Origin of the sequence: Streptomyces sp. CWNU-52B (assembly GCF_047444975.1) — a bacterium.
In the GTDB taxonomy this organism is placed as follows: Bacteria; Actinomycetota; Actinomycetes; order Streptomycetales; family Streptomycetaceae; genus Streptomyces.
The window spans coordinates 1-22,405 of record NZ_JBLFJV010000029.1; the positions used below are offsets into that span (position 1 = coordinate 1).

Here is a 22,405-nt window from a genome sequence, read left to right on the forward strand (position 1 = left end):
CGTCCGGCCCCTACCGGGGCCGGGATTCAGAGGTGTCCACCACCCGGGGACAGGTCCCTCTGTCTTTCCGCGAGCGGAAGGCCCAGGCCGGAGACCCTTTCGGCCTGGGCCTTGTTGAGCCCCGGCTGTTTCCCGGCCGGCAGGCCGGTCAGCCGCCGCGTCCCTGCGGCGCGCCCGAGTTCTTCGAGCACATGAAGCTCGACCTCACTGCCTCCGTCATCACATCAAGGCCACTCGCCGCTGTGCCGCCACGCCCACGAACGCGCGGTTGTGACCGGCGACGACCTCCTGACTGTCGCCGACTTCATGGCGGGGGCAGACTTCGACTGGTGCAGCAAGTGTGGTGGCTACGCGATGCGCAGACTCACCGACTCCCAGGTGTCCTACTATCGTGCGGCTCACCGCCTGCACGACATCAAACGGCGACTCGACGGCAGGGAACGTGGCTATCCAAGTGGCTCCTACGCCTGATCACACCAGCCATCGCGTGATCATCTCAGTTGCACGTGTGGCTCTCTCCGGCCGATCCTGTGTACTCGACGGATGAGGAGGATGACGTGGGGCTGATCCTGTTCCCGGGCGACGGGGACACCGCCAGTCCGGATGTCGCTTGGTCCTACACCGGCTTCGACGCGTTCCGCCGCCGTTTGGCGCAAGCGGAAGGGGTCGTCCTCGACAAGATGCGGGGCTTCGGCGGAGAGCGCCCCTGGAGCGATGTCTCCACCTCGTTGGAGCCCTTCCTCGACCGGCCGGACGACGGTGGCGGTGAGCTCTCGCCAGCCGAGTGGACCGCGATCTTGCCCCGGTTGGAAGCGATCACCGGCGAATGGCAGGAGCAGGCCATCGAACCCCTCCTTCAGCAGCACATCGAAGACGCCCGACAACTGGTGCTCATCCTACGCCTCTGCATCCAGAAAGACGTCGAACTCCTCTTCCTGTGACGTCCGTCGATCCGGGTTGCCTGACCATGGTGATCGGCCCCCCGGCCAGTCCAGGGGCCAATCATTTGTCCACGAGTGAGGCCATCCAAGCCTCGACTTCGTCCGAGCGGCGCGGCAGCGCTGCTGACAGCAGGCGGCAGCCGTTTTCGGTAACCACAATGTCGTCCTCGATACGGACGCCGATGCCTCGGTACTCTTCGGGGACCGTTAGGTCGTCGGGCTGGAAATACAATCCCGGTTCGACAGTGAAGACCATGCCGGGTACGAGAGTGCTGGCGAGGTGGGATTCCACGCGCGCGGCAGCGCAGTCATGGACGTCCATGCCGAGCATGTGCCCGGTGCCGTGCAGGGTCCAGCGGCGCTGCAGTCCGAGTTCGACCACACGCTCGGCCGGGCCCTCGAGTACGCCCCACTCGACGAGCTTCCCCGCCAGTACGAGTTGAGCAGCGTTGTGGAAATCCTGGAACCCTGCGCCCGGTCGTACCGTAGCGATACCAGCTTGCTGTGCATCAAACACCGCGTCGTAGATTTTCTTCTGAATGGCGTTGTAGCGACCACTGATCGGAAGGGTGCGAGTGACGTCGGCGGTGTAGAGAGTGTGTGTCTCCACACCGGCATCGAGCAGCAGCAGATCGCCCGGGCGCACCGGACCGTCGTTGCGAGCCCAGTGCAGGGTGGAAGTATGCGCCCCCGCAGCGCACGTGGAGCCGTAGCCGACATCATTACCCTCGACCCGAGCGCGCAGGAAGAAGGTGCCCTCGACGTACCGCTCGCTCGTCGCCTGAGCCTTGTCGAGATTTTTCACGACGTCCTCGAAGCCACGCACGGTGGAGTCGACGGCCTTCTGTAGTTCGCCGATCTCGAAGGCGTCCTTGACCAGACGCGCTTCGGAGAGGAAGACGAGCAACTCTTCGTCGCGTTGTGTGGTGGCCCTGTGGGCGATACCAGCTTCGACACGTGCGTCGTGACCTCGGACGATCCGGACCGGTTCGGTGCTCTCACGCAGTGCGTCCGGCAGATCGCGTACGTCGGCCGTGGGGAGGCCGTACATCTGTTCCGCTTCGGCGAGAGAGTAGCGAGGGCCGACCCACAGTTCACCATGCTCGTCCAACCAGAACTCGCCACTTTCGCGGTCTGAGCGTGGCAGAAGGTAGAGCGTGGCCCTGTGTCCTGCGGCGATCGGCGCCAGGACCAGGACTCCGCCCTCGCTCTGATCGCCGGTCAGATATGCATACTCGGTGGCAGCGCGGAAGGAATACGCCATGTCGTTCGACCGCGTCCTCAGATGGCCCGCAGGGACGACCAGCCACTCGCCCGGGAAACGGTGTGACAGGTCAGCGCGGCGGGCAGCGGTCTGTGTGACATGGGTGATCGGCGTGACATGCCGGGTCTCGGGCTTCGCCCAGCCCGACCTCATGTTCTCGGCCAGTTCGTAAGACACCTCAGGGTAAAAGCCGTTCTTGCGCTGCTTGATCGGTTCCGTAAACACACCGTCAAGCTGCACTCCAACCGTCCTCGCCGTCTCCGGATCGAGTTCCTCGGCCATGAGTCCTCCATAGACGTCGTTGGAGAGCTCTTCACCGTCCTGTGCGTGAAGAGCTCATATCTCGGGCGAAGATCTGTGCCAACGCCCGCATTCTTGTGTTGCGTAGCTCGCAGTCCCCAGAAGGCTCGTATGCGGTGTCAGCCAAGAGCGACGTGCGTGTTACTGAGCGAGAGCAGCAGCCCGAACACATCGACGACTGCAACGCCCAGCAGCAAGGACAAGGACCACGCACGGCGCCCAGCCGCGGTGTGGATGAACTGCCGGCCGACCAGCGCAAGCAAAAGACCCTGGATCAAGAAGCACGGTTCGAAGAACCACAGGTCTCTTACCGCCGAAACGTGGTGATCGTGTGCCAGCGTCGTCGCGTCCACCCCCGTTGCCTCGGGGAAATCGACGGCATCGTGTACACCGGCCAGGTAGAGACTCTTCGTGACGAAACCGAAGACCGCATGAGAGACGCAGATCACGACGCCTCCCCAGAGGGGGGCGAGCACTGCCCAGGTCGGCACCCGCCTGGCGATACGGTGATTCAGGGCGAGTACCCAGATCGCACCGATGAGCATGATGGCGGACACGACCCAGTTGGCCTTCGTGACCGCGTCGGCATTCTGCTGTGCCGCCAGCGGTACCCCCCATGTGCCGCCCACCGCCCAGTACACATGGATTGCCATGTACAGGAGCGTGAAGGCCACAGTCACATGGACCTGCCACGGCCGTTCCGTCAGGTGGGCCTTTCCTGGTACCTGGTCGATGGATCCTTCATCTAGAGCAGCCAAGGAGTGCTTCTTTCGTCGCGAAACAGTCCATGTCCGCGGGCGTGTTCCTCCTCGCGTTGAGATACTGGTGCCGGCGGTCACGGGTGGTATAGCTGTGGCCATCGAGCGAGCCGTCGCTGTGTCCCAGCTTCGAGGCTCGGACACGGAAGATCGCAGCGGCCACAACACCACGGAGTTACCGTCACACTAGGAAACGATCACCGTCCCGGGCCACTGCGGAAGTGCACTGTCTGAACTCATCGGGTTTCGGCATGCCCCTGAGCGGCCGCTACGCCGAATTGGGCTGTGCAATTCCCAACATGCGCAGACTCGCATCCGCACATGGCGTGCTCTGATCCACGAGACCATGTCCTCCGCCGGGACGAACGGCGCTGGCAGGGGCGCACGAGACGCATGAGACGCACGAGATGCACGAGCCCTGCGAAGGCCAACAGGCAGTGCGCCGCTCACCGGCATTCCTGACGCCAGGGATCCAAGGCGTGCTTCCCGCGAGTCTGGCCGCCTTCGAGCTGCTGCAGCACTGCTGGCCCCTCGCTCAGGGCATGTACCTGAGGTGTACCGGGCGGATACACCCCCTGGGCGATGAGTGCCTCGATTTCGACGAGCAGCGATCGATACCAAGAGGGTGCTGCAACTGCCAGTGCACCGATGTGCAGGCCCTTGAGCTGCGCCCGGTAGTTGAAGACCAGGTCGTGCGTACTGAGCCTGGCGTTGCCAGAAGCCGCGCCGAAGACAACGACGCGCCCGGTGAAAGGTTTGGCAACCGACAGGCTGACCTCGAAGGTGTCCTGTCCCACCGACTCCAGGACCACATCGACACCATCGGTCAAGAGCATGATTATCGCGGCCAGATCGGGGCGTCGAGCATCCAGGACCACCTCGGCACCCAGCGCTCGGACAATGTCGTGCTTGCCTGGCGACGCCGTTGCGATCACTCGCGCGCCATAGTGACGAGCGAGACGGACAGCAGCCTGCCCCACGCCCCCGGCCGCGGCATGAACAAGCACCACCTCACCCTTCTTGACTTCACCCAGTGGCTTGAGTGCCGCCAAGGCGGTCGCCCAATTCAGCACCATGCCCAAAGCCTCTGCATCGCTCCAACCAGAAGGGACGGGGAGCGCTTCCGCCGCAGGCATGGTCATGTACTGCGCAAAGGCACCCGGGCCGGCCCCGACGACGTGGGCGCCGACCGGCAGGGGGCTCTGGATTTCCGCGCCAACCTGCAGGATTTCGCCGGCAGCTTCGAAACCGGCTGTATAGGGGGCTTGCGGCCCTCCTCCATACGTTCCGTGCGTCTGCATCACGTCCGCGAAGTTGACGCCGGCGGCGCTCACGCGGATCAGGTACTCACCAGGCCCCGGAGTGGGACGGACCTGCGCAGTTGTGAGGGCCAAGTCTTTCGGCCCTCGATGTGAGTGCTGGACCAGTGCCTGCATCGTCCGCTCAAAAGTTCCCTGCTCATCGATCTCCATGAGCGGACCTTAAAGGCCTGTCACTTACGTCAGGGGCAAGCAACTGGTCATACATCCGGCAGGCTCCGACGGCGGGCTTCCCACAGGTAAGCGTCAAGTGCGGCATGCTGATCGCTGAGCACAGCGATACGCGCGGCGAGTCGATCGCGGTAGCTCTGCACCTCGCGCAGAAACTCCGTACACACCGCACCTGCATCCAGTTCTGCCCCACCTACCAGGTGGGGCAGAACCTCTTTGATCAGCCGAACGGGCAGCCCAGACTCCAGCAGTGAGCGGATAGTGAGCACCTGCTCAATGGTGGACCGGCAATAGTCGCGAAACCCATTGCCGCAACGACCTGGCACGATCAGGCCTTCATCTTCGTAGTGCCGCAAGGAACGTGCGCTCACACCGCTGGCTTTGGCAGCCTCACCGATCTTCATGGCTGCAAGAACATCCAGACGTACGGTGATGTTCCAGCTCCTATGGCTTCGTGCTGCGATGAGCGTTTCGCCCGTTCCACCGCACAGGCTCTGGACCACCTGCTCGCGAGCTGAACGCGGCCGGTGAACTCGACTGGTCGCGGGCCCGCGTGGATGGTTCTCACATCCGAGCGAAAGAGGGAGTGGCGTGGTGTTGGTATGTCAACTCACTCACCCCTGATGTCCAGTCTGCCCCCGGCCGGCAACCACATCATGGGCTTCGATCTGCCGCGTGTTCGTTGCTGCAGGTTGGCGCATTTACGACACGCAAGATCCGCAAGGGGCGAACCTGTGGTCTGATGGATACATCTTTATGACGCGGTGATCTAGAAATAGCATGGGAGACGAGACATGACTTCCGAACATCTAACACGCGATGTCACGACCCGAAATGCTCGCCCTGACGACTATGACGTAATCGTGCGCGTGATAGATGATTGGTGGGGGCGGCCGGTGACGGGGTTGCTCAACCGGCTTTACCTGAACCATTTCTGCAATACCAGCTTGATCGCTGAGGACCAGGACGGCGAGCTCGCTGGATTTGTCATAGGTTTCATGTCTCCATCTCAACCGAGTGAGGCTTACATCCACTTCGCTGGGGTCGCTCCGAGTGTGTGGCGCTCCGGTTTGGGGCGTTCCTTGTACGAGCAGTTCTTCACCATCGCTCGCAGGGAAGGTCGTACAGCTGTTAAGGCTGTGACTTCGCCGCACAACAGCCGTTCAATCTTTTTCCATACTGCTATGGGTTTCGACTGTTCTGAACCAGTGGTCGGCTACGACGGTCCTGAGCAGGACCGCGTGGTCTTCTCTCGGGTCCTGTGACATCGCCACTCGCAGAGCGGACCAGCCTGCCGCCACTGTGTACGAGGATCGCCGATAACAGACTGTCGTTCCTGTGGAATTGATCTGATCAACTCAGTCATCATGGCCGCCGGAATGGTCGCCCTGCCTACTACGGGGCGTCGGATGGAGCGAATGAATGGAGACCTGTCATGACCACAGCCTTGATCATTGGTGATGTGCAGCGAGGCATCACGAGCAGCTACTCATTCGCCCGAAACGTGGTGCCACCACTGACCGAGTTGCTGCCGGGTGCTCGCGCGGCCGGTGCGCTGGTGGTGTTCGTACGATTTGCCTTTCGGGGCAACGGCGCCGACCTGCTGACGGAAATCCCGCTGTACCAGGCGTTCTTCGACGCTGGAGACGAATTTCACGAGGGAACACTCGGAACCGAGATCGATCTACCAGTCACCGACAAGGACGTTGTGGTGCTCAAGCGCCGTGCCAGCGCTTTTGCGGGCACGGACCTGGACCTTGTCCTACGCGCCCGCGGTGTCACCCGACTCGCCATCGCCGGAGTCGCCACCAGCGCGATGGTTGCCGCCACCTGCTATGACGCGGCGGATCGTGGCTACCACCTGACGGTGCTGCGCGACGGGTGCGGCGACGGCGATCTGACCATGCACGACTTCTTCATGAACACTGTGTTCCCCAGTCGAGGGTTCGAAGTGCGGTCCTGCGCAGACTGGCTCGCCGAGCAGTCATGAACAGCACGCTGACGGACCGGGCGCTGTGTGCACATCCACCGGTGGTGGATCGGGCGTGCTCCAGTGAAGTGACCTTTTTGTAGCACAGATGGCAAGCGATCACGGAGTCTTTATTCTTGGGCATGTGTGTAGATGTGTAGATGGCCGAGTTGAAATAGATCCTCGCGGTCGCCTCACACGCGGCAGGAAGCATGACCGATTCGGGCCAGGCGAGGTTGAGGTTGATGCAATTGCGGACGCCCCAGCAGGACATGGGCTGCGATGCCCACATCCCCAATGGCACCCATGTTGGTGTCATGGAAGTTGGCCACGTCTTTTTCGGTGTCGATATCGAGGAGGGCTGCGACGTCGCTCGTGTGATGACGAACCGTTACTTCCGAAACTCCGAGTGCTTTGGCTGTCTTCCTCACAGACAGATCGTTTTCCAACCACACACACAGGGTGTTTTCGAGATCCCTCTGGCTGGAACGCAAAGGGCTCAGCCGGCTCTCGGCCCAAGACCGGACCGTCTCGGCCTCGTACGCCAACAGGCCGTCAAGGTCGGGCACGGGCCCAGATGCGGCGAGCCGTGGCGCCGGCAAGGACAGGATGTCCAGGGCCAACAGAACGAGTGTCCGGTCGTTCACGGTCTTGAGGTCAAGGCCGAGTACTTCGTTCGCTCGCGCCAGCCTCTGGCGCAGGGTATTGCGGTGAATACCGAGTGCCCGGGAAGCTTCTGCTGGTTTGAAGGAACAACCGATGCGCAGGGTGTCAAGGAGATGACAGTGCTTCGGATGCCGCATCAGCGGCCCCAGCAAGTTCGCAGCCCAGGCATGCGCTGATGGGCGCGGAAGAAGTGGTGCCAGTTTCGGCTGCACACCGGTACTGATCCGGCCGGGAACACGAGCTGCGTTCCGGAGCGCCTGGGCGGCTTCGGCATAGGCGGTGCTACTGGCATCGACGTCATGGGAACGGCTGGCACCCATGACAAGCCAGCCGCGTTCCGTGACGAGAGTGTGGAGGTCAGCTCCCACACTGGCGTCGTGTCGTGCAGGGGTGACGACAAGAATCTGTGTCGCCTTGTCTGGACAGGGTGCAACAAGAGCGCGGTCAGCGAGGTTGTCCTCACACCATCGCAATGTCACTTCCCGGTCGTGTCCGCCGGTGTCGATTATGCGTACACGGGCTTCCCTGGTGTCCGCGAGGGGTGGAGCCAGGTGGGCGATAACCGGGTCCTTCGCCGGTTCCAGGCCGAGCAGCAACTGTGCTGCGGCCTGGCTCACACGACGCGGCCCAAGCACCGTCGCTTGGTACTCACTCCGTGCCTGTTCACAAAATCCGAGGATCTTCGCGGCATGTCGAATCAGCTTGACCTCGACTCCATCGAAGGGACGGTGCGACGCCACGCCCAACACCAGAGAGTCACCACCGCCGAAAACTCTGACCGCGCACGTGTGTTCGGCAGCCGGGCTGCCGAAGTCTTCTGTCAGGGCGGCCAAACGACGGGCAAGGTTGGCGCAGTTGTCGGGGGCGGCACCAAGTACGCCCCGCTCGCGGGACCCAAGGGCTACATCTGCATCCAGGGCGGAGGACAGCCAGGTGATGATGTCGCGCGCCGTACGGGAGCTATCGACACGGGCCGGAATGTGGTCCAGTAGGTTCTCGAGTTGCTCAACGTGGCGCTCCGCGCCGAGGGCTCGCTGCTGCTGGATGTAGTGGTTGACACCGACCCATTCGGAGTCCGCGCCCGTCGTCAGGACCGGGAGCTTCAGCTCGTCTGCTTGGGCTTGAACCTGAGGATGTGCGGCGACCGAGTGTTCGGGGATTCGTAGGACCAGCGCCGCCGCGTTGTGGAGCCGCAGATCTGTGATGAGGTCGCAGAGAGTCCTGATATCGGGCTCCCTTCGCGGGTGTTCCCATGTCACCAGGGCCAGGCCGCCGCCTGATACCGGAAGGTAGTGCGATCTGATGTCGTGCCCGGTTTGCCTCGTAGGGACGAGTGCGGTGACCTCGGAGACCCGGGTCTCGCCGTACGTGCTCGCGTGTGCGGGATGTGTCCAGCGAAGCCGTAGATCCGGTCTGGTCTGGATGAGGTGATTGAGAGTGAGCATGTGCCCCTGCTCTCCCTTGCCGCTCCGGAATCAAGGTGCTGCCACGGTGATGGCCGGCGCACCGGTGTTCAACTGCTGACGCTCTTCCACTCGGTCGCGAGCACCGCCCAGATCTCTTTGTCGTAACGCTGGCCCTCGTAGGGCCATGCCTCGCGCCGCACACCCTCCAACGTCATGCCGAGCCGCTTGGCCACCGCCGAACTGCGGTCGTTGTCCGCACGGCAGTGCCACTCGGCCCGGTGCAGCCCACGCGAGGCGAACGCCCAGTCCACCAAGGCGCCGCACGCCGACGTGACGAGACCGCGGCCTTCCGCGGACGGCTCCAGCCAGCAGCCGATCTCGCAGGAGCCCGAAGCCGCGTCGAAGCTGACATACATCACACCGCCCACCAGCACGTCACCGCGCCAGATGCCGTACAGGCGGGCACCGTCAGCAGCCTGCCACTCGCTGTACCGCCTCAGCGTGGCCCGAGCCCCGTCCACATCATCGGTCACGAACCGGGCCCCCACCCACGGCCGGATGTACTCACGCGCCCGATCCATGTGATCGGCGAACTCCTGCGCGTGCCACAACTCCAGCGCTCCCAGGCGAGCGCCATCGCACAACAACCGGGACAACACGGCAACCCCTCATTCGCATAACAAGTGTTACAACAATACATCGCGGGAGCATGCCCCGCACGCTTGTCATTTCTGAGCTGTGAAGCCGGGGCTTGGTCCACCCCAGGGTCTGCTTGAGCAGGCGAAACGTGTACTCGATGAGGGGCAGCAGGCCTTCGTGAGCGAGCCATGTGGCCCGGTGGGTCAGCCTGGGATCCAGTCGGTCCTACGCCCGCGTCCAGGACGTGCGACCACTCTCCAGCGCGGCCACCACCGAGTACGGCCAGCCAGGCATCATCTGATGCTTGCCCTCACCCCGGCCGAACGTGTGGTGGAAGGCCCGGTCGGCACATGTGCCGGCGTCCGGCCGCAGCCACGATGAGACATCCACAGCCAGCACCAGCCGACCAGCCGACCATCCGCCGTCCTCGGCAATGGAGCCCCGACCAGGGCACGACGCAGCCTCACGACATCGATCCGTCCCTGGTTCAGCCCGCCGTAGAGAGCCCCGTGACCACGACGGTGTTCAGGCGCGAGCGCGAGATCAACCAGCGTCCGCACCGGCCCGTCCGTGCGCAGCAGCGCGTGCCACAACTCGAACAACGCGTCACCCCGCGCGGTCGGACACGGGTACAGCTCAGACCGGAAGGCCGACACCTCCGCGAACGCATCCCGTAGGACGCCCTGTTACACCAAACTCACGACCACGGCCTTCGCGCCGATCCGCTCTGTGACGGGGCACAGGATCAGACGGGGGCCGCCTCCGCGTCCGCTGAACTGCGCAAACGCCGATCAAGTTCGAACCGAGTTCGGCACCGGACCATAAATGACAAGCTGAGCGAAGATGTCGAAACGGTGCGCTCGCTGCTGCGTTGCGCGGACAAGGTCCTCACACGTATTCGTTGTCCCACAGCATGCTGCGGATCCACCACCGGCCGTCGTCGTCGCGATTGACCTGAATCGAGTTGACGCCGCGGAAAGCTACTTCGGCGTCGTCCGGAGAGCTTTTGCCCACGTAGGAACTCCACACGTGGCCCATTGCACCGAACAACCGGACCTCGCTGCCGACTTCGATCTCATGCAGGTCGGTTGAGTTCAGCAAGGGCGTGACCGCCTCGATGAACTCGTCCAGTGTCAGTGCTTCCAATCGCGACCGACCGGATTCGTCACGCACCGTCCGCATGAGACGGCAATCAGGGTGCAGCACCTCACGATCCCTGGACCAGTCGCGCGGGCCGGCCGGGCCCGAGACGGTCGCGTACATCTCAGCCACGAGGTGCCGGACGAGATCTTCGTCCTTCGCCTCGCGATCTGCGTTCTCCTCGGCGGCTGTATACGTCATACGAACATAGTACCCGATCACATAACGAGCGTTGTGTAAATGTATCCGAGGCCACCTAGCGGGTGTCCGACGGGTCGCGTGAGCTGATCAGGGCTGTGGCATAGGCGCAGATACGCCTCTCTGGAGGCGCCGTCGTCGGACTCGCTGGCACTGAGACCTCGTCGCCAATCCGCCCGTCCTTGCCTGCGTCGGCCGGCTGAGGAATTTGGTTGCGGTGGATCAGGCGGATGCGGTCATACTCCGGCATGAGTAGAGACGCCGAGGTCATCGTGCTCGCCCGCTGGTCGGACAAGGTGATGGAACCGCTGACCCAGGACGACCCGGAACGTACGTGGCGAGGTCGCTTCGTCCCGATAGCGGGGCAGTGGGGCTACGAGTTCGGGTGGGCCCTGGAGCTCGAGAAAATGCGTGCCCGCAAGGGCCTGCTCAGGCACCTGGAGTCGCTGCCGTGGCCGCATCCGCATACGGTGCAGGTTCTGCTGCGCGACCAGGACGACGACTGCTTCGGCCTATGGATGTTCCAGGAGGGCCGGCTGGTGGAAGTCACCATTCCGGGTACCAGGCGTTTCCACCAGCCGGCACCGCCCGATGAAGAGGACTTCGAAGTCGACCCGGGCATGTTGCTGCGCACCGACCAAGACACGGCTCTGCCCGAGCAGACCCCAGAAGCACGCCGCGACCCCCGCTCACCCTGGTAGACCGAGTTCGACAGCTCATCTTGGGACGTCAGGGCTGTCGACGAGCGCGTACTCAGCGAACTGCGCCACCACTATCCGGGTACCGAGGCCTCTGAACAGGGCTCTTCACTCCGGACGCAGCCATAGGCGGATGTCCACGTGGAGATCTCCGCGGCGCCCCGCCGGACAGCTTCCTCCTGGTCCTGGGCGAGCTTCCCGCAGACCGCTGCGACGTCTGGCACGCCGTCGTCCGGTTCTACGAGCGCGTCATGCACCCCGGTCTGCAGCCAGTCGGCGTGGTCGCCGTCAGCCTCGGCAACCGCGAGCGCGATGAGCCTCACCGCGGCCACAGTCCCCACTCGGGTCAGGGCTTCTGCCGTCCGCCGGGTCACCGCCGTGTCCGCGACATCCAGCAGCAGCCCTGCAAGCACTTCCGCGGCCTCAGGGACATCTGCGAAAGGAGCAAGGGCACGTCCAGCACGGACACGTTGCGTCCATGAAGGAGACGACGCCTCAGCCAAGGCCGCCTCCATCCCGCTCATCATCTCTGGCACTACCGGACAGTTTCATGCCCCACGAAGACGATCGAAGCCCCGGCCGGAGCTGCCCGCGAGGTTGACCGAGGAGGCAGAGGCGCCCCCGCTGATCCTGGAAGGTGGACGGCTAGGTCGTTTCTGATGGCTCTTGGACGGTGTCTCGGAGCCAGATGACGATCGCGGTCACAGTGAGGGTGCCGTTGAAGATGTAGTCGCGTTTGTCGTAGCGGCTGGCCACCGACCGGAACTGTTTCCACTTGCTGACGCAGCGCTCGACCGCGCTGCGCCGCCGGTACTGGGCCTTGTCGAAGGCGGGCGGACGGCCGCCGGCCCGACCCCGGCGTTGGCGGTTGGCCCGCTGGTCGTCCGGCTCGGCGATGGTCGCCTTGATGCCCCGACGGCGCAGGTAGGCGCGGTTGCCGCGGCTGGAGTAGGCCTTGTCGCCGCGCACCCGGTCCGGGCGGCGACGCGGACGGCCGGGCCCGCGGCGAGGAACGCGCAGCGTCTCCAGCACCGGCAGGAGCATGGGGCTGTCGCCCCGCTGACCCGGCGAGGTGAGCCAGGTCAGCGGGCGGGCCCGGTCGTCGGCCAGCAGATGAACCTTGGTGGTCACCCCGCCCCGTGAGCGTCCCAGGGCCTCCCGCCCATCGGCCTCCACACGTGCCCCGCCCCCTTTTCGGGGAAGTCGCGGGGCGGCCGGTGCCGGGCCCCGGCCGCGTGCGGGTGAGCCCGGCAGGAGGTGGAGTCGATGTTCACCGCCCACTCCCGCTTTACCTCGCGGGCCAGGGCGCCGTCGGGGTCACCGGCATCGGCCTCGATCTGCAACTCGGTCAGGATCCGCTGCCAGGTACCGTCCGCAGACCAGCGACGATGCCGTTCATAGACGGTCTGCCAGGGCCCGTACCGCTCCGGTAGGTCCGGCCAGGGCACCCCCGTGCGAGCCCGGAACAGCACCCCGTTCACCACCCTCCGGTGATCGGACCACTGCCCACCAGGCCGGCCATTGGTCGGCAGCAAGGCCTCGATCGCCCGCCACTGCGCATCGGTCAGTTCATGACGCCGCACCATGCCCGACACCTGCCCGGCCCAGAACCTGATCCACCCCACCCCACAAGAGCCATCAGAAACGACCTAACGGGAGTCCTCGGGCGTGCGCGAGCCGGCGATGGCAGCCAGGTGGCCGTCCAGGAGCTCGATCTGCCGCGCAGGAGGAAAGACCGTCGGGGCGAACAGGGCCTGGACCACCAGTCCTAGGACAAAGGATTGGACGTCGGCCGCGACTTGCGCAGGATCGCCGGGAAGTAGCTCACCAAGCTCTTGGGCCGTGGCAACCCGGTCACGAAGAGTTTCACGGCTGTGGGCGTACTTGTGGGCGTAGGCCGTTGTCAGATCGGGGTCGGACAGCGCCTGGTCCCAGGAGGAGACCCAGATTCGGTTGCTGGAGGTGGCCTCTTCGGTCAGCGGCAGCATGTCAAGCAGCGCGGCCCTCAGAGCCTCGATCCCTTCACCTGCGGGACGCCGCGGCCGGGATGCGGTTCGCTCCTCCAGCAGGTCCAATGCGTAGGTCACAAGCGCGCGCTTGTTGGGAAAATAGTGGGTCAGCAGGCCGGTTGTCGCGCCGAGCTGGTCGGCGACCGCGCGCAGAGTGAGACCGCTGAAGCCGCGAGCGGCCAGTACCAGCCAGACCGCTTCGGAAACATCGCGTCTGCGGGCCTCGTGATCTCCCTTGGTGCGTGTCATACCCCCACGTTATATTAACGTAACACTTGTTATGCAAATGTGGGGTTGCCGTGTTGTCCCGGTTCGTGACCGATGATGTGGACGGGGCTCGGGCCACGCTGAGGCGGTACAGCGAGTGGCAGGCTGCTGACGGTGCCCGCCTGTACGGCATCTGGCGCGGTGACGTGCTGGTGGGCGGTGTGATGTATGTCAGCTTCGACGCGGCTTCGGGCTCCTGCGAGATCGGCTGCTGGCTGGAGCCGTCCGCGGAAGGCCGCGGTCTCGTCACGTCGGCGTGCGGCGCCTTGGTGGACTGGGCGTTCGCCTCGCGTGGGCTGCACCGGGCCGAGTGGCACTGCCGTGCGGACAACGACCGCAGTTCGGCGGTGACTACGAGGAGTCGTGTCGCACCGTCCCCTCGATGCGGCTGAGGTTCGGTTGATGCGTCACGCGGCCAAGTTTCTCGGGTTCTCTGAGCAAGTACGGTGCGGGCATCAAACGTCGGTTCTTGAACCGAATCCTATGAGCCAGGCTGCGGCACAGTTCCTGCTCGGGCAATGGCACGACTTGCCTGCTCGAACGGACCCGCTCAGCGCCTCGCGGGATGGGTGACCGCCGGCAGACTGGGAAATTTCACGATCTCGAAGCCGTCTTGGTCGGAGCCTGCTGGACACCAATGGCGACCAGAACGAGAAAAGCACCGAGGACCTGAAGCCCATCCAGGTGATCATGGGCGATCAGCACAGCTAGCTGTGTGGCTGTGAGCGGTTCAAGAAGGATCGCAATGATTCCAGCGGCTGCACCGGCATGACGCAAGCCTGTGAAGTAGCTGGTGTAGGCGACAGCCGTTGGTACCAACCCGAGAAACATCACGGCGCCCACCACGTCAATCCGCGGCGGCAATTCCATCCCGGACAGCAGGCCGGCCGGCAACAGCAGCAAGCCTCCGGTCATGAAGCCCAGCCCGGTCGCGGCATTCGGGTCCAGGCCAGGCAGTGGCGCGCGGCGGTCCAGCGTGAGCAGGGCGAACCCCAACGCGGCCAGGAGTGCCAAGCCCGCTCCTGCAATGTGGTTGCCACCCGTGCTCGTCGGAGAATTGAGCAACAACATCAGCCCGCTGACGGCGGTCACGATCGATGCGGCCGCACGGAGTGTGGGGAGGCGCCGGTCGAGGACGGCGGAGCCGATCGTCACGAGTACAGGGATGGCGACCATTGTGGTCAGCGTTGCCAAGCTCACCGAGGTGGCCTGCACCGCTGCGAAATAGGCGGTCTGGTACGTGGCCATCAGTAGGCCGGTGACGGACAACCGTGCCGCCGCCGCCCGCGTGCGCGGTACTGTCCTGAACCCTCCTGCGGTGGCAGCGTAGATGGTGATGAAGATGCCTCCGATCAGCAGGCGGAGTGCAGCGACGGCAACTGGGTGCATCCCCGTGCGAGAGGCGAGGAGTGAACCGGCGAGGCCGCCGGTGCCCCAGAGCAGGCCGGCGAGCACGAGAAGAGCGGTGCCCCGTGGAACGAGGGCCGCGGAGAGTGGCAAGCGTGTGAGCATGTAAAGCTCCAGCTTCGACGTTAAAGGACGGCATCGTCGGAGCGGGGCTGGGCTGCCCCTCCGCCACTTTTATGGGTGGGCTCCGCAGTCCTGTGAACGATCGCAGTGAAACAAGGCGAAACCCTGACGAGTGGGAAAGGGTGTCAATAATCGTCAGTACGGAGAAGGCCGAGTTCACTGACGCGCAGCCCAAGCGCGAAACGGCTGACAACACTGGTCTTCGTCATCATTCGCTGTACTCGCCGTTGGACGGTTCGGTGGCTGAGCGCCAGACGCCTTGCAATGGTGGAATCAGGCAGCCCGCATCCCATGAGTTCCAGTATGCGTAGATCGACTCCGTCGAAAGAGGCATCTGCGGCTGGCGCATACACATCGACCTCTTGATTTTTCGACTCTTCTCGTACACAGCCCTCTTCGCGGCGCGAGCCGAGCGTTACATCACACGCCAACTGCATTGAATGCCTTCGAAGGGGGCGCCCGCCTCCGAACATGCCTGCTCCTTTGGTGCGTGTACTGCGTGTACTGCGTGTACTGCGTGTACTGCGTGTCTGGCGTTTGGCGTTTGGCGAAGGCTTGCGGCGACAGCCAGTTGCCCCTTCTTGATCGCGTCGCCGTCCTGCTGTGCCGCCAGCAGAACCCCCATGTGCCAACTCCGGCCACACAGCAGCCAGAACACTACGGAGTCACCACCGACACTAGGAATCAATTGCTGCTCTGGGCCACTGCAGAAATGAACTGTTTGCTCTCATCGCGTTTCGGTATGCCCCTGAGTGGCCACGATGCCGACTTAGGTTGTGCACTTCCAAACCTGCCCCGACTCCACATCTGCACATGCCATGCCGGCGAACCGCGTCACCGCCGGCTTGGGCAGTCCGAGCGTGAGCACCCGACCTCCTGATTTCCTTGCCTGCGGCGTGGCTCCGCAAGGAGTTCCTTGTCCAGCAGTCCAGCAGTTCGGCAGTCCAGCGGTCCGGAACCGCGACAGTGCGGTCAGGGACTCGGCGCGCACAGCCTCGAACGGCAGGCTCACCCTCGCGCCGTTGGCGTGATCAACGGTGTCTCGACAACGTACGTGATCACACGGTCAGGTCCAGCCATTCCCCGACGGCCAGTGCGTGCGCGCGTCGGCCGGCGTGCGCACGCAGTTCGTTCTCCGGGTCGGCGACCTCGACGTAGCCCGCGATCTTGTCCGGCTGCTCCGGCTCGTAGTGGATCGGTACCGCGTACCGGGCGTCGAGGATCTCCGCCGCCGCAGCTGCCTGCCTCGGGTCCAGCGCGGCAGGCAGCGGGCTCGGTGGTTGCAGGTGCGGCGCGTCGACGACGGCGCCGTTGGCGGGCAGGAACACCGCGTCGAACGGACTGAACCGGCGCGCGATGAGCCACCAGTAGCCGTGGAACATCGTGTCGCCGCCGTGGAAGACCCGCTGTCCATCGGCCTCCACCACCCAGTTCAGCTGTGGGTCGCCCAGTCCGTCCACGGCCGGGACAGCGGTGATGCGGAACGGCCCGATCTCATGGGTGGACCAGGCGTCGACGACAGCGGTCGCCAGTCGGTGCCGGGCCAACTCGCCCTCGGCCAGCAGCGTCGTCGTGTTGTCCACGTCGTCACCGTGGCCAGGAGCCGGTCGCAGTACGGGCGCTCCCGGTACCAGCACCTCCGCGAGCGCGGACGCGTCGGTGTGGTCCCGGTGCAGGTGGGTGACCAGCGCGGCGTCGGCCTTCCCGGTCGGCACTGCCAGCCACTCACCGGGCTTCCACCCCGTGAACAGCGGTGAGAGGTCCCGTACGTAGTCGATCACCAGTCGTTTGCCGCCGGCCTCGATCTCCAGTCCGGCCCAGCCCAACCGTCGCACTCGCATCGCGTACTCCTTGGATCTCGGTAACGGCGGCCAAATTAGCGTACGAGCGTTCTCTAAGTAAATAGCGGACGCTCGTACGCTATCCTCGTCGCATGTCGCCACGCCGCTCAGTAGCCGAAGCGCAGGCCACCAAGGGCCGGATCCTCAGCCGTGCCGCTGAGATCGCCTCCGAGGAAGGGCTGGACGGCATCACCATCGGCCGGCTCGCCGAGGCGTTGGAGATGAGCAAGTCCGGAGTGCACAAGCACTTCGGCACCAAGGAGTCGCTGCAGATCTCCACGCTGGACAAGGCGTTCGTGGATTTCTGGCACCGGGTGGTCGAGCCCGCGCTCGGTGAACCCCCGGGCCTGCGGCGGCTGCGCGCGGTGTGCGCCAACTCCGTGGACTACCTGGAAGTGCCACTGCTGCCCGGCGGCTGCCTGATGACAGCGGCGCTCACCGAGTACGACGGCCGCCCCGGCCGGGTCCGCGACGCGGTGGCCGAAGTGTGGTCGCGCTGGCGGGAACAGCTGCGGGCGGACCTGACCGTGGCGGTGGAGAACGCCGAACTGCCCGCCGGGTTCGACGTCGACCAGGCGCTGTTCGAGATCGTCGCCGCCGGACTGGCGCTGAACGCGGCCATGCAGCTCCAGCATGACCACTCGGCCGCGGGCCGGGCCCGCCTCGCGATCGAACGGGCGCTCAACCAGTCCTGACCATGTGTCAGGCCGGCCGTCGGCGGAGGAAGGGCGGCATGTACGGGGTTGCACCTTCCGTAGCGGCATGTGGTCCGGTGGACCTACGTCCCGATGCCTTGAGGAAATCGAGGAAAGGTCCTTGCTCATGCACTCATCTTTCGTGCCACCCCGCCAGGTCAAGATCGGTGACGCGGCGGCCTTCGTCGGCAGCACGCCACGGGCGATTCGCCATTACCACGAGATCGGGCTGCTCCCCGAGCCTGAGCGGGGCGGTGACGACCGCCGCCGCTACGGGTACGAGGACATGATCCGCCTGCTCTGGATTCGTAGGACGGCCGAAGCCGGGATCGCCCTGGACGACATCCGTGACGCCTTTACCGCCGGCACGGCTTCCGCCGGTGCGGACGGCGGAGAAGGTATCGCGGGCGTCCTGGAGCGGTTGGAGGAAACCCTCGCCGAGCAGGAGGAGGAACTGCGGCGGCAACGGACCGCCGTGCGGCGGATGCGCGCCGAAGGCAGCCGGATGGGCCTGCTCTCCGACTTCGTCACCGAACGCCTCAAGGACCTGCCCGAGGGCTCCCTGCGTCCGGCGGACCTGGACACTCTGCTGGTCACTGAGCGGATCTTCGGCCCGCTCGGCGCGGCCGTCCAGGCCACCCGCTTCGTCGTCCTGGCCACGCATCCCACTCTGCGGGAGGATTCCGACCGCGTCGACGACGCCGAGGAGGCACTCGATGACAGTGTCGCCGTCGATGATCCACGGGTGGCTCAAGTGGCCGTCGAGCGGCACGCCTTCGAAAGCGCCCTGCATGCCGCCATCGAGGAGTCCGGCCTGGACAAGGACGACGATGCCCTCTTCGACGCCTGGGACACCCTGCACCCTGCCACCGCCGATGACGGCGAGGACGAGGCCGATCTCGGCTCCGGCAGGCGGGAGGCCGGTTCCATGAGCGTGTTCGAAGCCATCGGCAAGATGCCCTACGACCTCTCTCCGGCGCGCCTGCGCTGTATGGAACTGGCCGGGGAGCTATCCGCCCAAGACGCACCCGCTGCCCAAGACACGGCCTGAGGCGGGGCCCGTCCCAGCACGATCCCCGCGTAGACCCGCGTAGACCCGCGTAGACCTGTGTAGGCCCTCGTATCCCCGCGTGGAGACGCCCGCACGGAAACACGTCCGATCGCGGACCGAAGGTAGGTATGGATACTCAGGTGGCAGCCGCTCCTCAACGGCATGGTTGATCTCGACACACCGATCGACACCGTGGTTTCGCAAAGGAGTTCACAAACATGGCTGCCCCGTCGCGTTCACTGCCCCAGACCCTTCGCCACCACCTGGTCAACCCCGCCGCGCTGGGCTACCTGGCCGTCGTGGTCGCCGTCGCCGTCTGGGTCGGGGTGGACACCCTCTTCGTCGAGCACGCGGACGCCAGTTTCGCGGGAGTCTGGCTCTTCGTGGTCACCGCCCCGACCTCGTTCCTGTTCGTGCTTCTGCCCGGCGCGCTGCCGCTCATCGGCGTCGTCCTCGGAGCCGTGGCCCAGGCGTTCGTGCTCGGCGCCGCATACCACTGGTTCCTCAAGCGGTCCACGCACGCCCAGCGTGTCGGCACCGGCACCGCCTGACACACTGAGCTGCCCCGAGTCCTGTGGAGTCCGCGGAGCACGTGCTGTGTCTCGGGTTCGCCCGGCCCCAGCCATGGCTGAGGCGACCGGCGACAACACCGCTCGTGCGGCGGTGGGATCCCCGGTCAGCGGCGGCCGGTGGCCAGGGTGATGAGGAACTGGCCGCCGCCCGGCTCGATGGCGGCGGTCACCGGCAGTCCCGGTACGAGTCGGGAGAACCGGTCCACCAGCCAGTCCGCCGCATCCTGGGCGTCCCGCTTGGTCGGGCAGCGGCCCACCATCTCGCGGCCCCCTTTGCGCTCCAGCCTCCCGGCGACGGTGATCAGCGGCGCGGGTTCGACCACGTACAGGTGGTCCGGCCAGGCGATGAGCACCTTGACCGCACCCTTGCGGGTGTTGCATCCGCGGTGCGCGAGCCGCTCGGTGACCTTGGCCTTCCGGTCGGCGGTCCGGCTGTCGACGCTGGGGCCCCGCGGGTCGTTGACCGACTCGTCGGGGTCGACCGCCTCGTCACACACCCAGCATCGCCAGCCGTCGCGCTCGGCCACATCATCAAGGAGACTCATCCGAGCAAATTAGCCTGCCCGGCCGCCACCGCGCGCACCAGGGCCCGGCAAGGTCCGCACACAGGCCGGCCCCTCACTGTCCTCTCGCAGTGCTGACCTTTCGCCCTACGCGTCGATCACGACGTCTTCCCGCGGTTTCGAGCAGCAGAGAAGGATCTTGTTCTGGGTGATCTCGCGTGGCCGGATGCCTCCGTTGTGCTGCATGTCGACGGAGCCGGAGAGCAGGGTGGTCTTGCAGGTGCCGCACATGCCCTGTGCGCACGAGGCCGGCAGGCTGAGGCCGGCCCGGGACGCGGCGGCGAGGAGCGAAGTGTCGGCGTCGCACTCGATGGTACGGCCGCTGCGGCTGAACTCGACCTTGAAACCGGCGTCCGTGCCGGTGGCGGGCGAGGTGTCGGCGGGCGAGGCCGGTGCCTCGAAGGTGAAGCTCTCCTGGTGGTAGTGGTCCCTGTCGAGGCCGGCGTCCGACAGCATGCGCCACACGGCGGCCATGTAGGGGGCGGGTCCGCAGGTGAACACCTTCCGTTCGAGGAAGTCCGGTGCGACCTGCCGCAGTGTCTCGATCGTCAGGCGCCCGCGGTATCCGCCCCAGGGGGCGTAGGGGCGGTCCTCTTCACAGATGTGCACCACGCGGATGTTCGGCGCGGTCGCGGCGATGAGGTCGAGTTCATGGCGGAAGACGATGTCCGCGGGGGTGCGGGCGCTGTGCACGAACACCACGTCGGCCGGGTCGGCCAGGTCGTACAGCGTCCTGGTCATCGACATCGACGGCGTCACTCCGATGCCTCCGGACAGGAAGAGGTACTTGGGCGCCGGATGCCGAACCGTGGAGAACTCGCCGAACGGGCCGTGTGCCCGCACGGTGTCGCCGGGCCTGAGACGGTCGTGCAGCCAGTTCGACACGAGCCCGCCCGGCACGCGCTTCACCGAGATCGAGAGCAGGAAGGGACGCGTGGGCGGGGAGGAGATGGTGTAGCAACGCTGAACCGGCCGGTCGTCGATGTCGAGGACCAGGGTCAGGAACTGGCCCGGTTCATGCCGGAACAGCCGGGGTTCGGCGTACTCGAAGACGAAGGTGCTGACGTCGTGCGTGAGCGGGTGGACCTGACGGCACACCAGTACTTCCTCGGCTTCGGTCATCGCTGCCGCTCCCCGTGTGACAGGTGCGCCCTGAGCCGGGCCACGTACCAGCTGACGAACGCCTCGACCTGCTTCTCCGTGGGGGCGTACGGGCCGGGCAGGTAGGCCGGACTGCTGATGCCCTGGTGGGCACGGGCGACGAACACCGCGTCCTGCTCGTTCGTGGACCTCCACACCTTCGTCAGCGTGTCGAGATCGTAGTCGGTGCCCTCGACGGCGTCCGCATGCACGAGCCAGGTGGTGCGGACGAGGGTGCGGTCCGGGGCGAGCGGGATGACGGCGAAGGTGATCGCGTGGTCGGCCATGAAGTGGAACCACGCGTTCGGCTGAAGATGCAGGGACAGCCGACCGAGGCGGGCGGTGGGGAAGTCCGCCAGCAGGCGCTTGCACGCGGCCCTGCCGTCCAGGGTGTAGGACTCACCGGCCAGGTCGAGGGGTTCGCGCTGGATACGGAAGCCCGTGGCGCGGGTGTCCAGTTCCTCGATCGCGGCGTAGGGCAGGCCGAGCAGCTCATAGGTCTCGCGGGTGTCGGCGTCGGCCCGCTGGAAGCGTTCGTAGGTGGGGCGCAGGACAGGGGGAACGTCCTGCTCCTGGTAGCCGTAGACGGGGAAGTAGCAGGCGCGGAGTTCGGGATGGCCGGTGCAGTGATAGCACTCCCGGTTGTTCTCCAGCGTCAGCTTCCAGTTGGCGTTCTCGACGAGGTCGATCTGAGCTGCGACCTTCGCCTCGGCCAGGCGGTGCGGCGCGAGGTAGGGCCGGACCCGGGCGGCGAACTCGTCGAAGTCACCGGGCGGCTCCTTCGCCAGGCACAGGAAGACCAGTCCGGCCACCGTGCGCACGTGCACGGACCGCAGCGGGAAACACGTCGGGTCGAAGTCGGGTGCCTGGGACTCGGCGTGCAGCAGCGTGCCGTCCGTGCCGTACGTCCACCGGTGGTACCCGCAGACGATGTTGCCGACCGAGCCGCGCGCCTCGGTGAGGATGCGGGCGCCGCGGTGGCGGCAGACGTTGTGGAAGGCCCGTATGCCCTCGTCGTCGTCACGGATGACGACGACCGAGTACGGACCGAGGGTGACCGTCACGTAGTCGCCGGGCTCGGGGAGTTCCGCCTCGGCGGCGGCGAACAGCCAGCTCCGGGCGAAGACCGCCGCGATGTCGAGATCGAAGAAGTCTTCGCCGACGTAGAACGGGGCCTCCAGACTCTGTCCGGCCGGACGCCTGGCGATCAGCTCGGCGGGGGAGCGCACCTCGGTTGTGGGAGTCACTGGGCTCGTCCCATCTCTTGG

General features: G+C 65.4%; 22 protein-coding genes and 2 pseudogenes. 8 read left to right on the forward strand and 16 right to left on the reverse strand.

Annotated elements, in window-relative coordinates; translation table 11 throughout:
- The first annotated feature begins 557 nt into the window (after window positions 1-557).
- Window positions 558-941, forward strand: coding sequence for a hypothetical protein (locus ACLVWQ_RS26725; protein ID WP_414111734.1), 384 nt, complete (start codon window positions 558-560; stop codon window positions 939-941).
- A gap of 61 nt (window positions 942-1,002) precedes the next feature.
- Here ACLVWQ_RS26725 and ACLVWQ_RS26730 read toward each other — a convergent pair whose 3' ends face one another.
- The 4 genes from ACLVWQ_RS26730 to ACLVWQ_RS26745 all read right to left on the reverse strand — a co-directional run bounded on the left by ACLVWQ_RS26730 (window position 1,003) and on the right by ACLVWQ_RS26745 (window position 5,157).
- On the reverse strand, window positions 1,003-2,487 hold the full coding sequence (locus ACLVWQ_RS26730; protein WP_414111735.1) for an aminopeptidase P family protein: 1,485 nt from the start codon (window positions 2,485-2,487) through the stop codon (window positions 1,003-1,005).
- A gap of 137 nt (window positions 2,488-2,624) precedes the next feature.
- Window positions 2,625-3,263, reverse strand: a complete 639-nt coding sequence (locus tag ACLVWQ_RS26735; protein ID WP_414111736.1) for a DUF3995 domain-containing protein — start codon at window positions 3,261-3,263, stop codon at window positions 2,625-2,627.
- 446 nt (window positions 3,264-3,709) lie between these two features.
- The gene (locus ACLVWQ_RS26740) at window positions 3,710-4,735 is read right to left on the reverse strand and encodes a zinc-binding dehydrogenase (RefSeq protein WP_414111737.1); all 1,026 of its coding nucleotides are present in this window, start codon (window positions 4,733-4,735) and stop codon (window positions 3,710-3,712) included.
- A gap of 47 nt (window positions 4,736-4,782) precedes the next feature.
- Window positions 4,783-5,157: a MerR family transcriptional regulator gene (locus tag ACLVWQ_RS26745; RefSeq protein ID WP_414111738.1), complete on the reverse strand. Its 375-nt coding sequence runs from the start codon at window positions 5,155-5,157 to the stop codon at window positions 4,783-4,785.
- A 390-nt stretch (window positions 5,158-5,547) separates the two neighbouring features.
- Here ACLVWQ_RS26745 and ACLVWQ_RS26750 point away from each other — a divergent pair, with 390 nt between their 5' ends.
- Both ACLVWQ_RS26750 and ACLVWQ_RS26755 read left to right on the forward strand, forming a co-directional pair.
- Window positions 5,548-6,018: an N-acetyltransferase family protein gene (locus ACLVWQ_RS26750; RefSeq protein WP_414111739.1), complete on the forward strand. Its 471-nt coding sequence runs from the start codon at window positions 5,548-5,550 to the stop codon at window positions 6,016-6,018.
- 170 nt (window positions 6,019-6,188) lie between these two features.
- Window positions 6,189-6,743 carry a cysteine hydrolase family protein gene (locus ACLVWQ_RS26755; RefSeq protein ID WP_414111740.1) on the forward strand — a complete coding sequence of 185 codons (555 nt, stop codon included), beginning with the start codon at window positions 6,189-6,191 and terminating at the stop codon, window positions 6,741-6,743.
- A gap of 173 nt (window positions 6,744-6,916) precedes the next feature.
- Here the strand turns inward: ACLVWQ_RS26755 and ACLVWQ_RS26760 are convergent, their stop codons facing one another.
- The 4 genes and pseudogenes from ACLVWQ_RS26760 to ACLVWQ_RS26775 form a co-directional block, all read right to left on the reverse strand.
- Window positions 6,917-8,833 (reverse strand): helix-turn-helix domain-containing protein, encoded by a 1,917-nt coding sequence (locus ACLVWQ_RS26760; RefSeq protein WP_414111741.1) that lies wholly within the window; start codon window positions 8,831-8,833, stop codon window positions 6,917-6,919.
- 68 nt (window positions 8,834-8,901) lie between these two features.
- Window positions 8,902-9,453, reverse strand: coding sequence for a GNAT family N-acetyltransferase (locus ACLVWQ_RS26765; protein ID WP_414111742.1), 552 nt, complete (start codon window positions 9,451-9,453; stop codon window positions 8,902-8,904).
- A gap of 214 nt (window positions 9,454-9,667) precedes the next feature.
- Window positions 9,668-10,089 (reverse strand): annotated as a pseudogene (locus tag ACLVWQ_RS26770) (transposase); the annotation flags it as partial.
- A 232-nt stretch (window positions 10,090-10,321) separates the two neighbouring features.
- Window positions 10,322-10,774, reverse strand: a complete 453-nt coding sequence (locus tag ACLVWQ_RS26775) for a hypothetical protein (protein ID WP_414111743.1) — start codon at window positions 10,772-10,774, stop codon at window positions 10,322-10,324.
- 245 nt (window positions 10,775-11,019) lie between these two features.
- Between ACLVWQ_RS26775 and ACLVWQ_RS26780 the strand changes: the two genes are divergently transcribed.
- Window positions 11,020-11,472, forward strand: a complete 453-nt coding sequence (locus ACLVWQ_RS26780) for a hypothetical protein (RefSeq protein WP_414111744.1) — start codon at window positions 11,020-11,022, stop codon at window positions 11,470-11,472.
- A gap of 71 nt (window positions 11,473-11,543) precedes the next feature.
- Here ACLVWQ_RS26780 and ACLVWQ_RS26785 read toward each other — a convergent pair whose 3' ends face one another.
- The 3 genes from ACLVWQ_RS26785 to ACLVWQ_RS26795 all read right to left on the reverse strand — a co-directional run bounded on the left by ACLVWQ_RS26785 (window position 11,544) and on the right by ACLVWQ_RS26795 (window position 13,727).
- Window positions 11,544-11,996: a hypothetical protein gene (locus tag ACLVWQ_RS26785; protein WP_414111760.1), complete on the reverse strand. Its 453-nt coding sequence runs from the start codon at window positions 11,994-11,996 to the stop codon at window positions 11,544-11,546.
- 118 nt (window positions 11,997-12,114) lie between these two features.
- Window positions 12,115-13,052, reverse strand: a protein-coding gene (locus ACLVWQ_RS26790; protein ID WP_414111761.1) for an IS5 family transposase whose coding sequence is annotated in 2 segments (ribosomal slippage) — window positions 12,115-12,683 and window positions 12,683-13,052 — 939 coding nt in all. Because the reading frame shifts where the segments join, the coding sequence is not laid out codon by codon here.
- 66 nt (window positions 13,053-13,118) lie between these two features.
- Window positions 13,119-13,727, reverse strand: coding sequence for a TetR/AcrR family transcriptional regulator (locus ACLVWQ_RS26795; RefSeq protein WP_414111745.1), 609 nt, complete (start codon window positions 13,725-13,727; stop codon window positions 13,119-13,121).
- Window positions 13,728-13,801: 74 nt separating this feature from the next.
- On the opposite strand from ACLVWQ_RS26795, the pseudogene ACLVWQ_RS26800 reads away from it, so the two are divergent.
- Window positions 13,802-14,104, forward strand: a pseudogene (locus tag ACLVWQ_RS26800) (GNAT family N-acetyltransferase); the annotation flags it as partial.
- Between the two features lie 235 nt (window positions 14,105-14,339).
- Here ACLVWQ_RS26800 and ACLVWQ_RS26805 read toward each other — a convergent pair.
- Window positions 14,340-15,257: a DMT family transporter gene (locus ACLVWQ_RS26805; protein ID WP_414111746.1), complete on the reverse strand. Its 918-nt coding sequence runs from the start codon at window positions 15,255-15,257 to the stop codon at window positions 14,340-14,342.
- 1,076 nt (window positions 15,258-16,333) lie between these two features.
- The gene (locus ACLVWQ_RS26810) at window positions 16,334-17,116 is read right to left on the reverse strand and encodes an MBL fold metallo-hydrolase (RefSeq protein WP_414111747.1); all 783 of its coding nucleotides are present in this window, start codon (window positions 17,114-17,116) and stop codon (window positions 16,334-16,336) included.
- A 92-nt stretch (window positions 17,117-17,208) separates the two neighbouring features.
- Here ACLVWQ_RS26810 and ACLVWQ_RS26815 point away from each other — a divergent pair, with 92 nt between their 5' ends.
- The 3 genes from ACLVWQ_RS26815 (at window position 17,209) to ACLVWQ_RS26825 (ending at window position 19,413) form a co-directional block, all read left to right on the forward strand.
- On the forward strand, window positions 17,209-17,811 hold the full coding sequence (locus tag ACLVWQ_RS26815; RefSeq protein ID WP_414111748.1) for a TetR/AcrR family transcriptional regulator: 603 nt from the start codon (window positions 17,209-17,211) through the stop codon (window positions 17,809-17,811).
- A 127-nt stretch (window positions 17,812-17,938) separates the two neighbouring features.
- Window positions 17,939-18,862, forward strand: a complete 924-nt coding sequence (locus tag ACLVWQ_RS26820) for a MerR family transcriptional regulator (protein WP_414111749.1) — start codon at window positions 17,939-17,941, stop codon at window positions 18,860-18,862.
- Between the two features lie 218 nt (window positions 18,863-19,080).
- Window positions 19,081-19,413 carry an SCO4225 family membrane protein gene (locus ACLVWQ_RS26825; protein WP_414111750.1) on the forward strand — a complete coding sequence of 111 codons (333 nt, stop codon included), beginning with the start codon at window positions 19,081-19,083 and terminating at the stop codon, window positions 19,411-19,413.
- Between the two features lie 125 nt (window positions 19,414-19,538).
- Here ACLVWQ_RS26825 and ACLVWQ_RS26830 read toward each other — a convergent pair whose 3' ends face one another.
- The 3 genes from ACLVWQ_RS26830 to ACLVWQ_RS26840 all read right to left on the reverse strand — a co-directional run bounded on the left by ACLVWQ_RS26830 (window position 19,539) and on the right by ACLVWQ_RS26840 (window position 22,384).
- The gene (locus ACLVWQ_RS26830; protein ID WP_414111751.1) at window positions 19,539-19,979 is read right to left on the reverse strand and encodes a hypothetical protein; all 441 of its coding nucleotides are present in this window, start codon (window positions 19,977-19,979) and stop codon (window positions 19,539-19,541) included.
- 105 nt (window positions 19,980-20,084) lie between these two features.
- Entirely contained in the window at window positions 20,085-21,119 is a 1,035-nt protein-coding gene (locus tag ACLVWQ_RS26835) for a 2Fe-2S iron-sulfur cluster-binding protein (protein WP_414111752.1), read from the reverse strand.
- Window positions 21,116-22,384 carry an aromatic ring-hydroxylating oxygenase subunit alpha gene (locus ACLVWQ_RS26840; RefSeq protein WP_414111753.1) on the reverse strand — a complete coding sequence of 423 codons (1,269 nt, stop codon included), beginning with the start codon at window positions 22,382-22,384 and terminating at the stop codon, window positions 21,116-21,118. Before ACLVWQ_RS26840 ends, ACLVWQ_RS26835 begins: the two co-directional genes overlap by 4 nt.
- Window positions 22,385-22,405: the final 21 nt, after the last annotated feature.

Excerpts from the sequence above, each read along its gene's own strand:
- ACLVWQ_RS26760 (WP_414111741.1), bottom strand. The coding sequence starts at position 8,833 with ATGCTCACTCTCAATCACCTCATCCAGACCAGACCGGATCTACGGCTT.
- ACLVWQ_RS26750 (WP_414111739.1), top strand. The coding sequence starts at position 5,548 with ATGACTTCCGAACATCTAACACGCGATGTCACGACCCGAAATGCTCGC.
- ACLVWQ_RS26795 (WP_414111745.1), bottom strand. The coding sequence starts at position 13,727 with ATGACACGCACCAAGGGAGATCACGAGGCCCGCAGACGCGATGTTTCC.
- ACLVWQ_RS26805 (WP_414111746.1), bottom strand. The coding sequence starts at position 15,257 with ATGCTCACACGCTTGCCACTCTCCGCGGCCCTCGTTCCACGGGGCACC.
- ACLVWQ_RS26810 (WP_414111747.1), bottom strand. The coding sequence starts at position 17,116 with ATGCGAGTGCGACGGTTGGGCTGGGCCGGACTGGAGATCGAGGCCGGC.
- ACLVWQ_RS26730 (WP_414111735.1), bottom strand. The coding sequence starts at position 2,487 with ATGGCCGAGGAACTCGATCCGGAGACGGCGAGGACGGTTGGAGTGCAG.
- ACLVWQ_RS26820 (WP_414111749.1), top strand. The coding sequence starts at position 17,939 with ATGCACTCATCTTTCGTGCCACCCCGCCAGGTCAAGATCGGTGACGCG.
- ACLVWQ_RS26830 (WP_414111751.1), bottom strand. The coding sequence starts at position 19,979 with ATGAGTCTCCTTGATGATGTGGCCGAGCGCGACGGCTGGCGATGCTGG.
- ACLVWQ_RS26785 (WP_414111760.1), bottom strand. The coding sequence starts at position 11,996 with ATGATGAGCGGGATGGAGGCGGCCTTGGCTGAGGCGTCGTCTCCTTCA.
- ACLVWQ_RS26755 (WP_414111740.1), top strand. The coding sequence starts at position 6,189 with ATGACCACAGCCTTGATCATTGGTGATGTGCAGCGAGGCATCACGAGC.
- ACLVWQ_RS26740 (WP_414111737.1), bottom strand. The coding sequence starts at position 4,735 with ATGGAGATCGATGAGCAGGGAACTTTTGAGCGGACGATGCAGGCACTG.
- ACLVWQ_RS26835 (WP_414111752.1), bottom strand. The coding sequence starts at position 21,119 with ATGACCGAAGCCGAGGAAGTACTGGTGTGCCGTCAGGTCCACCCGCTC.
- ACLVWQ_RS26780 (WP_414111744.1), top strand. The coding sequence starts at position 11,020 with ATGAGTAGAGACGCCGAGGTCATCGTGCTCGCCCGCTGGTCGGACAAG.
- ACLVWQ_RS26825 (WP_414111750.1), top strand. The coding sequence starts at position 19,081 with ATGGCTGCCCCGTCGCGTTCACTGCCCCAGACCCTTCGCCACCACCTG.
- ACLVWQ_RS26815 (WP_414111748.1), top strand. The coding sequence starts at position 17,209 with ATGTCGCCACGCCGCTCAGTAGCCGAAGCGCAGGCCACCAAGGGCCGG.
- ACLVWQ_RS26775 (WP_414111743.1), bottom strand. The coding sequence starts at position 10,774 with ATGACGTATACAGCCGCCGAGGAGAACGCAGATCGCGAGGCGAAGGAC.
- ACLVWQ_RS26745 (WP_414111738.1), bottom strand. The coding sequence starts at position 5,157 with ATGAAGATCGGTGAGGCTGCCAAAGCCAGCGGTGTGAGCGCACGTTCC.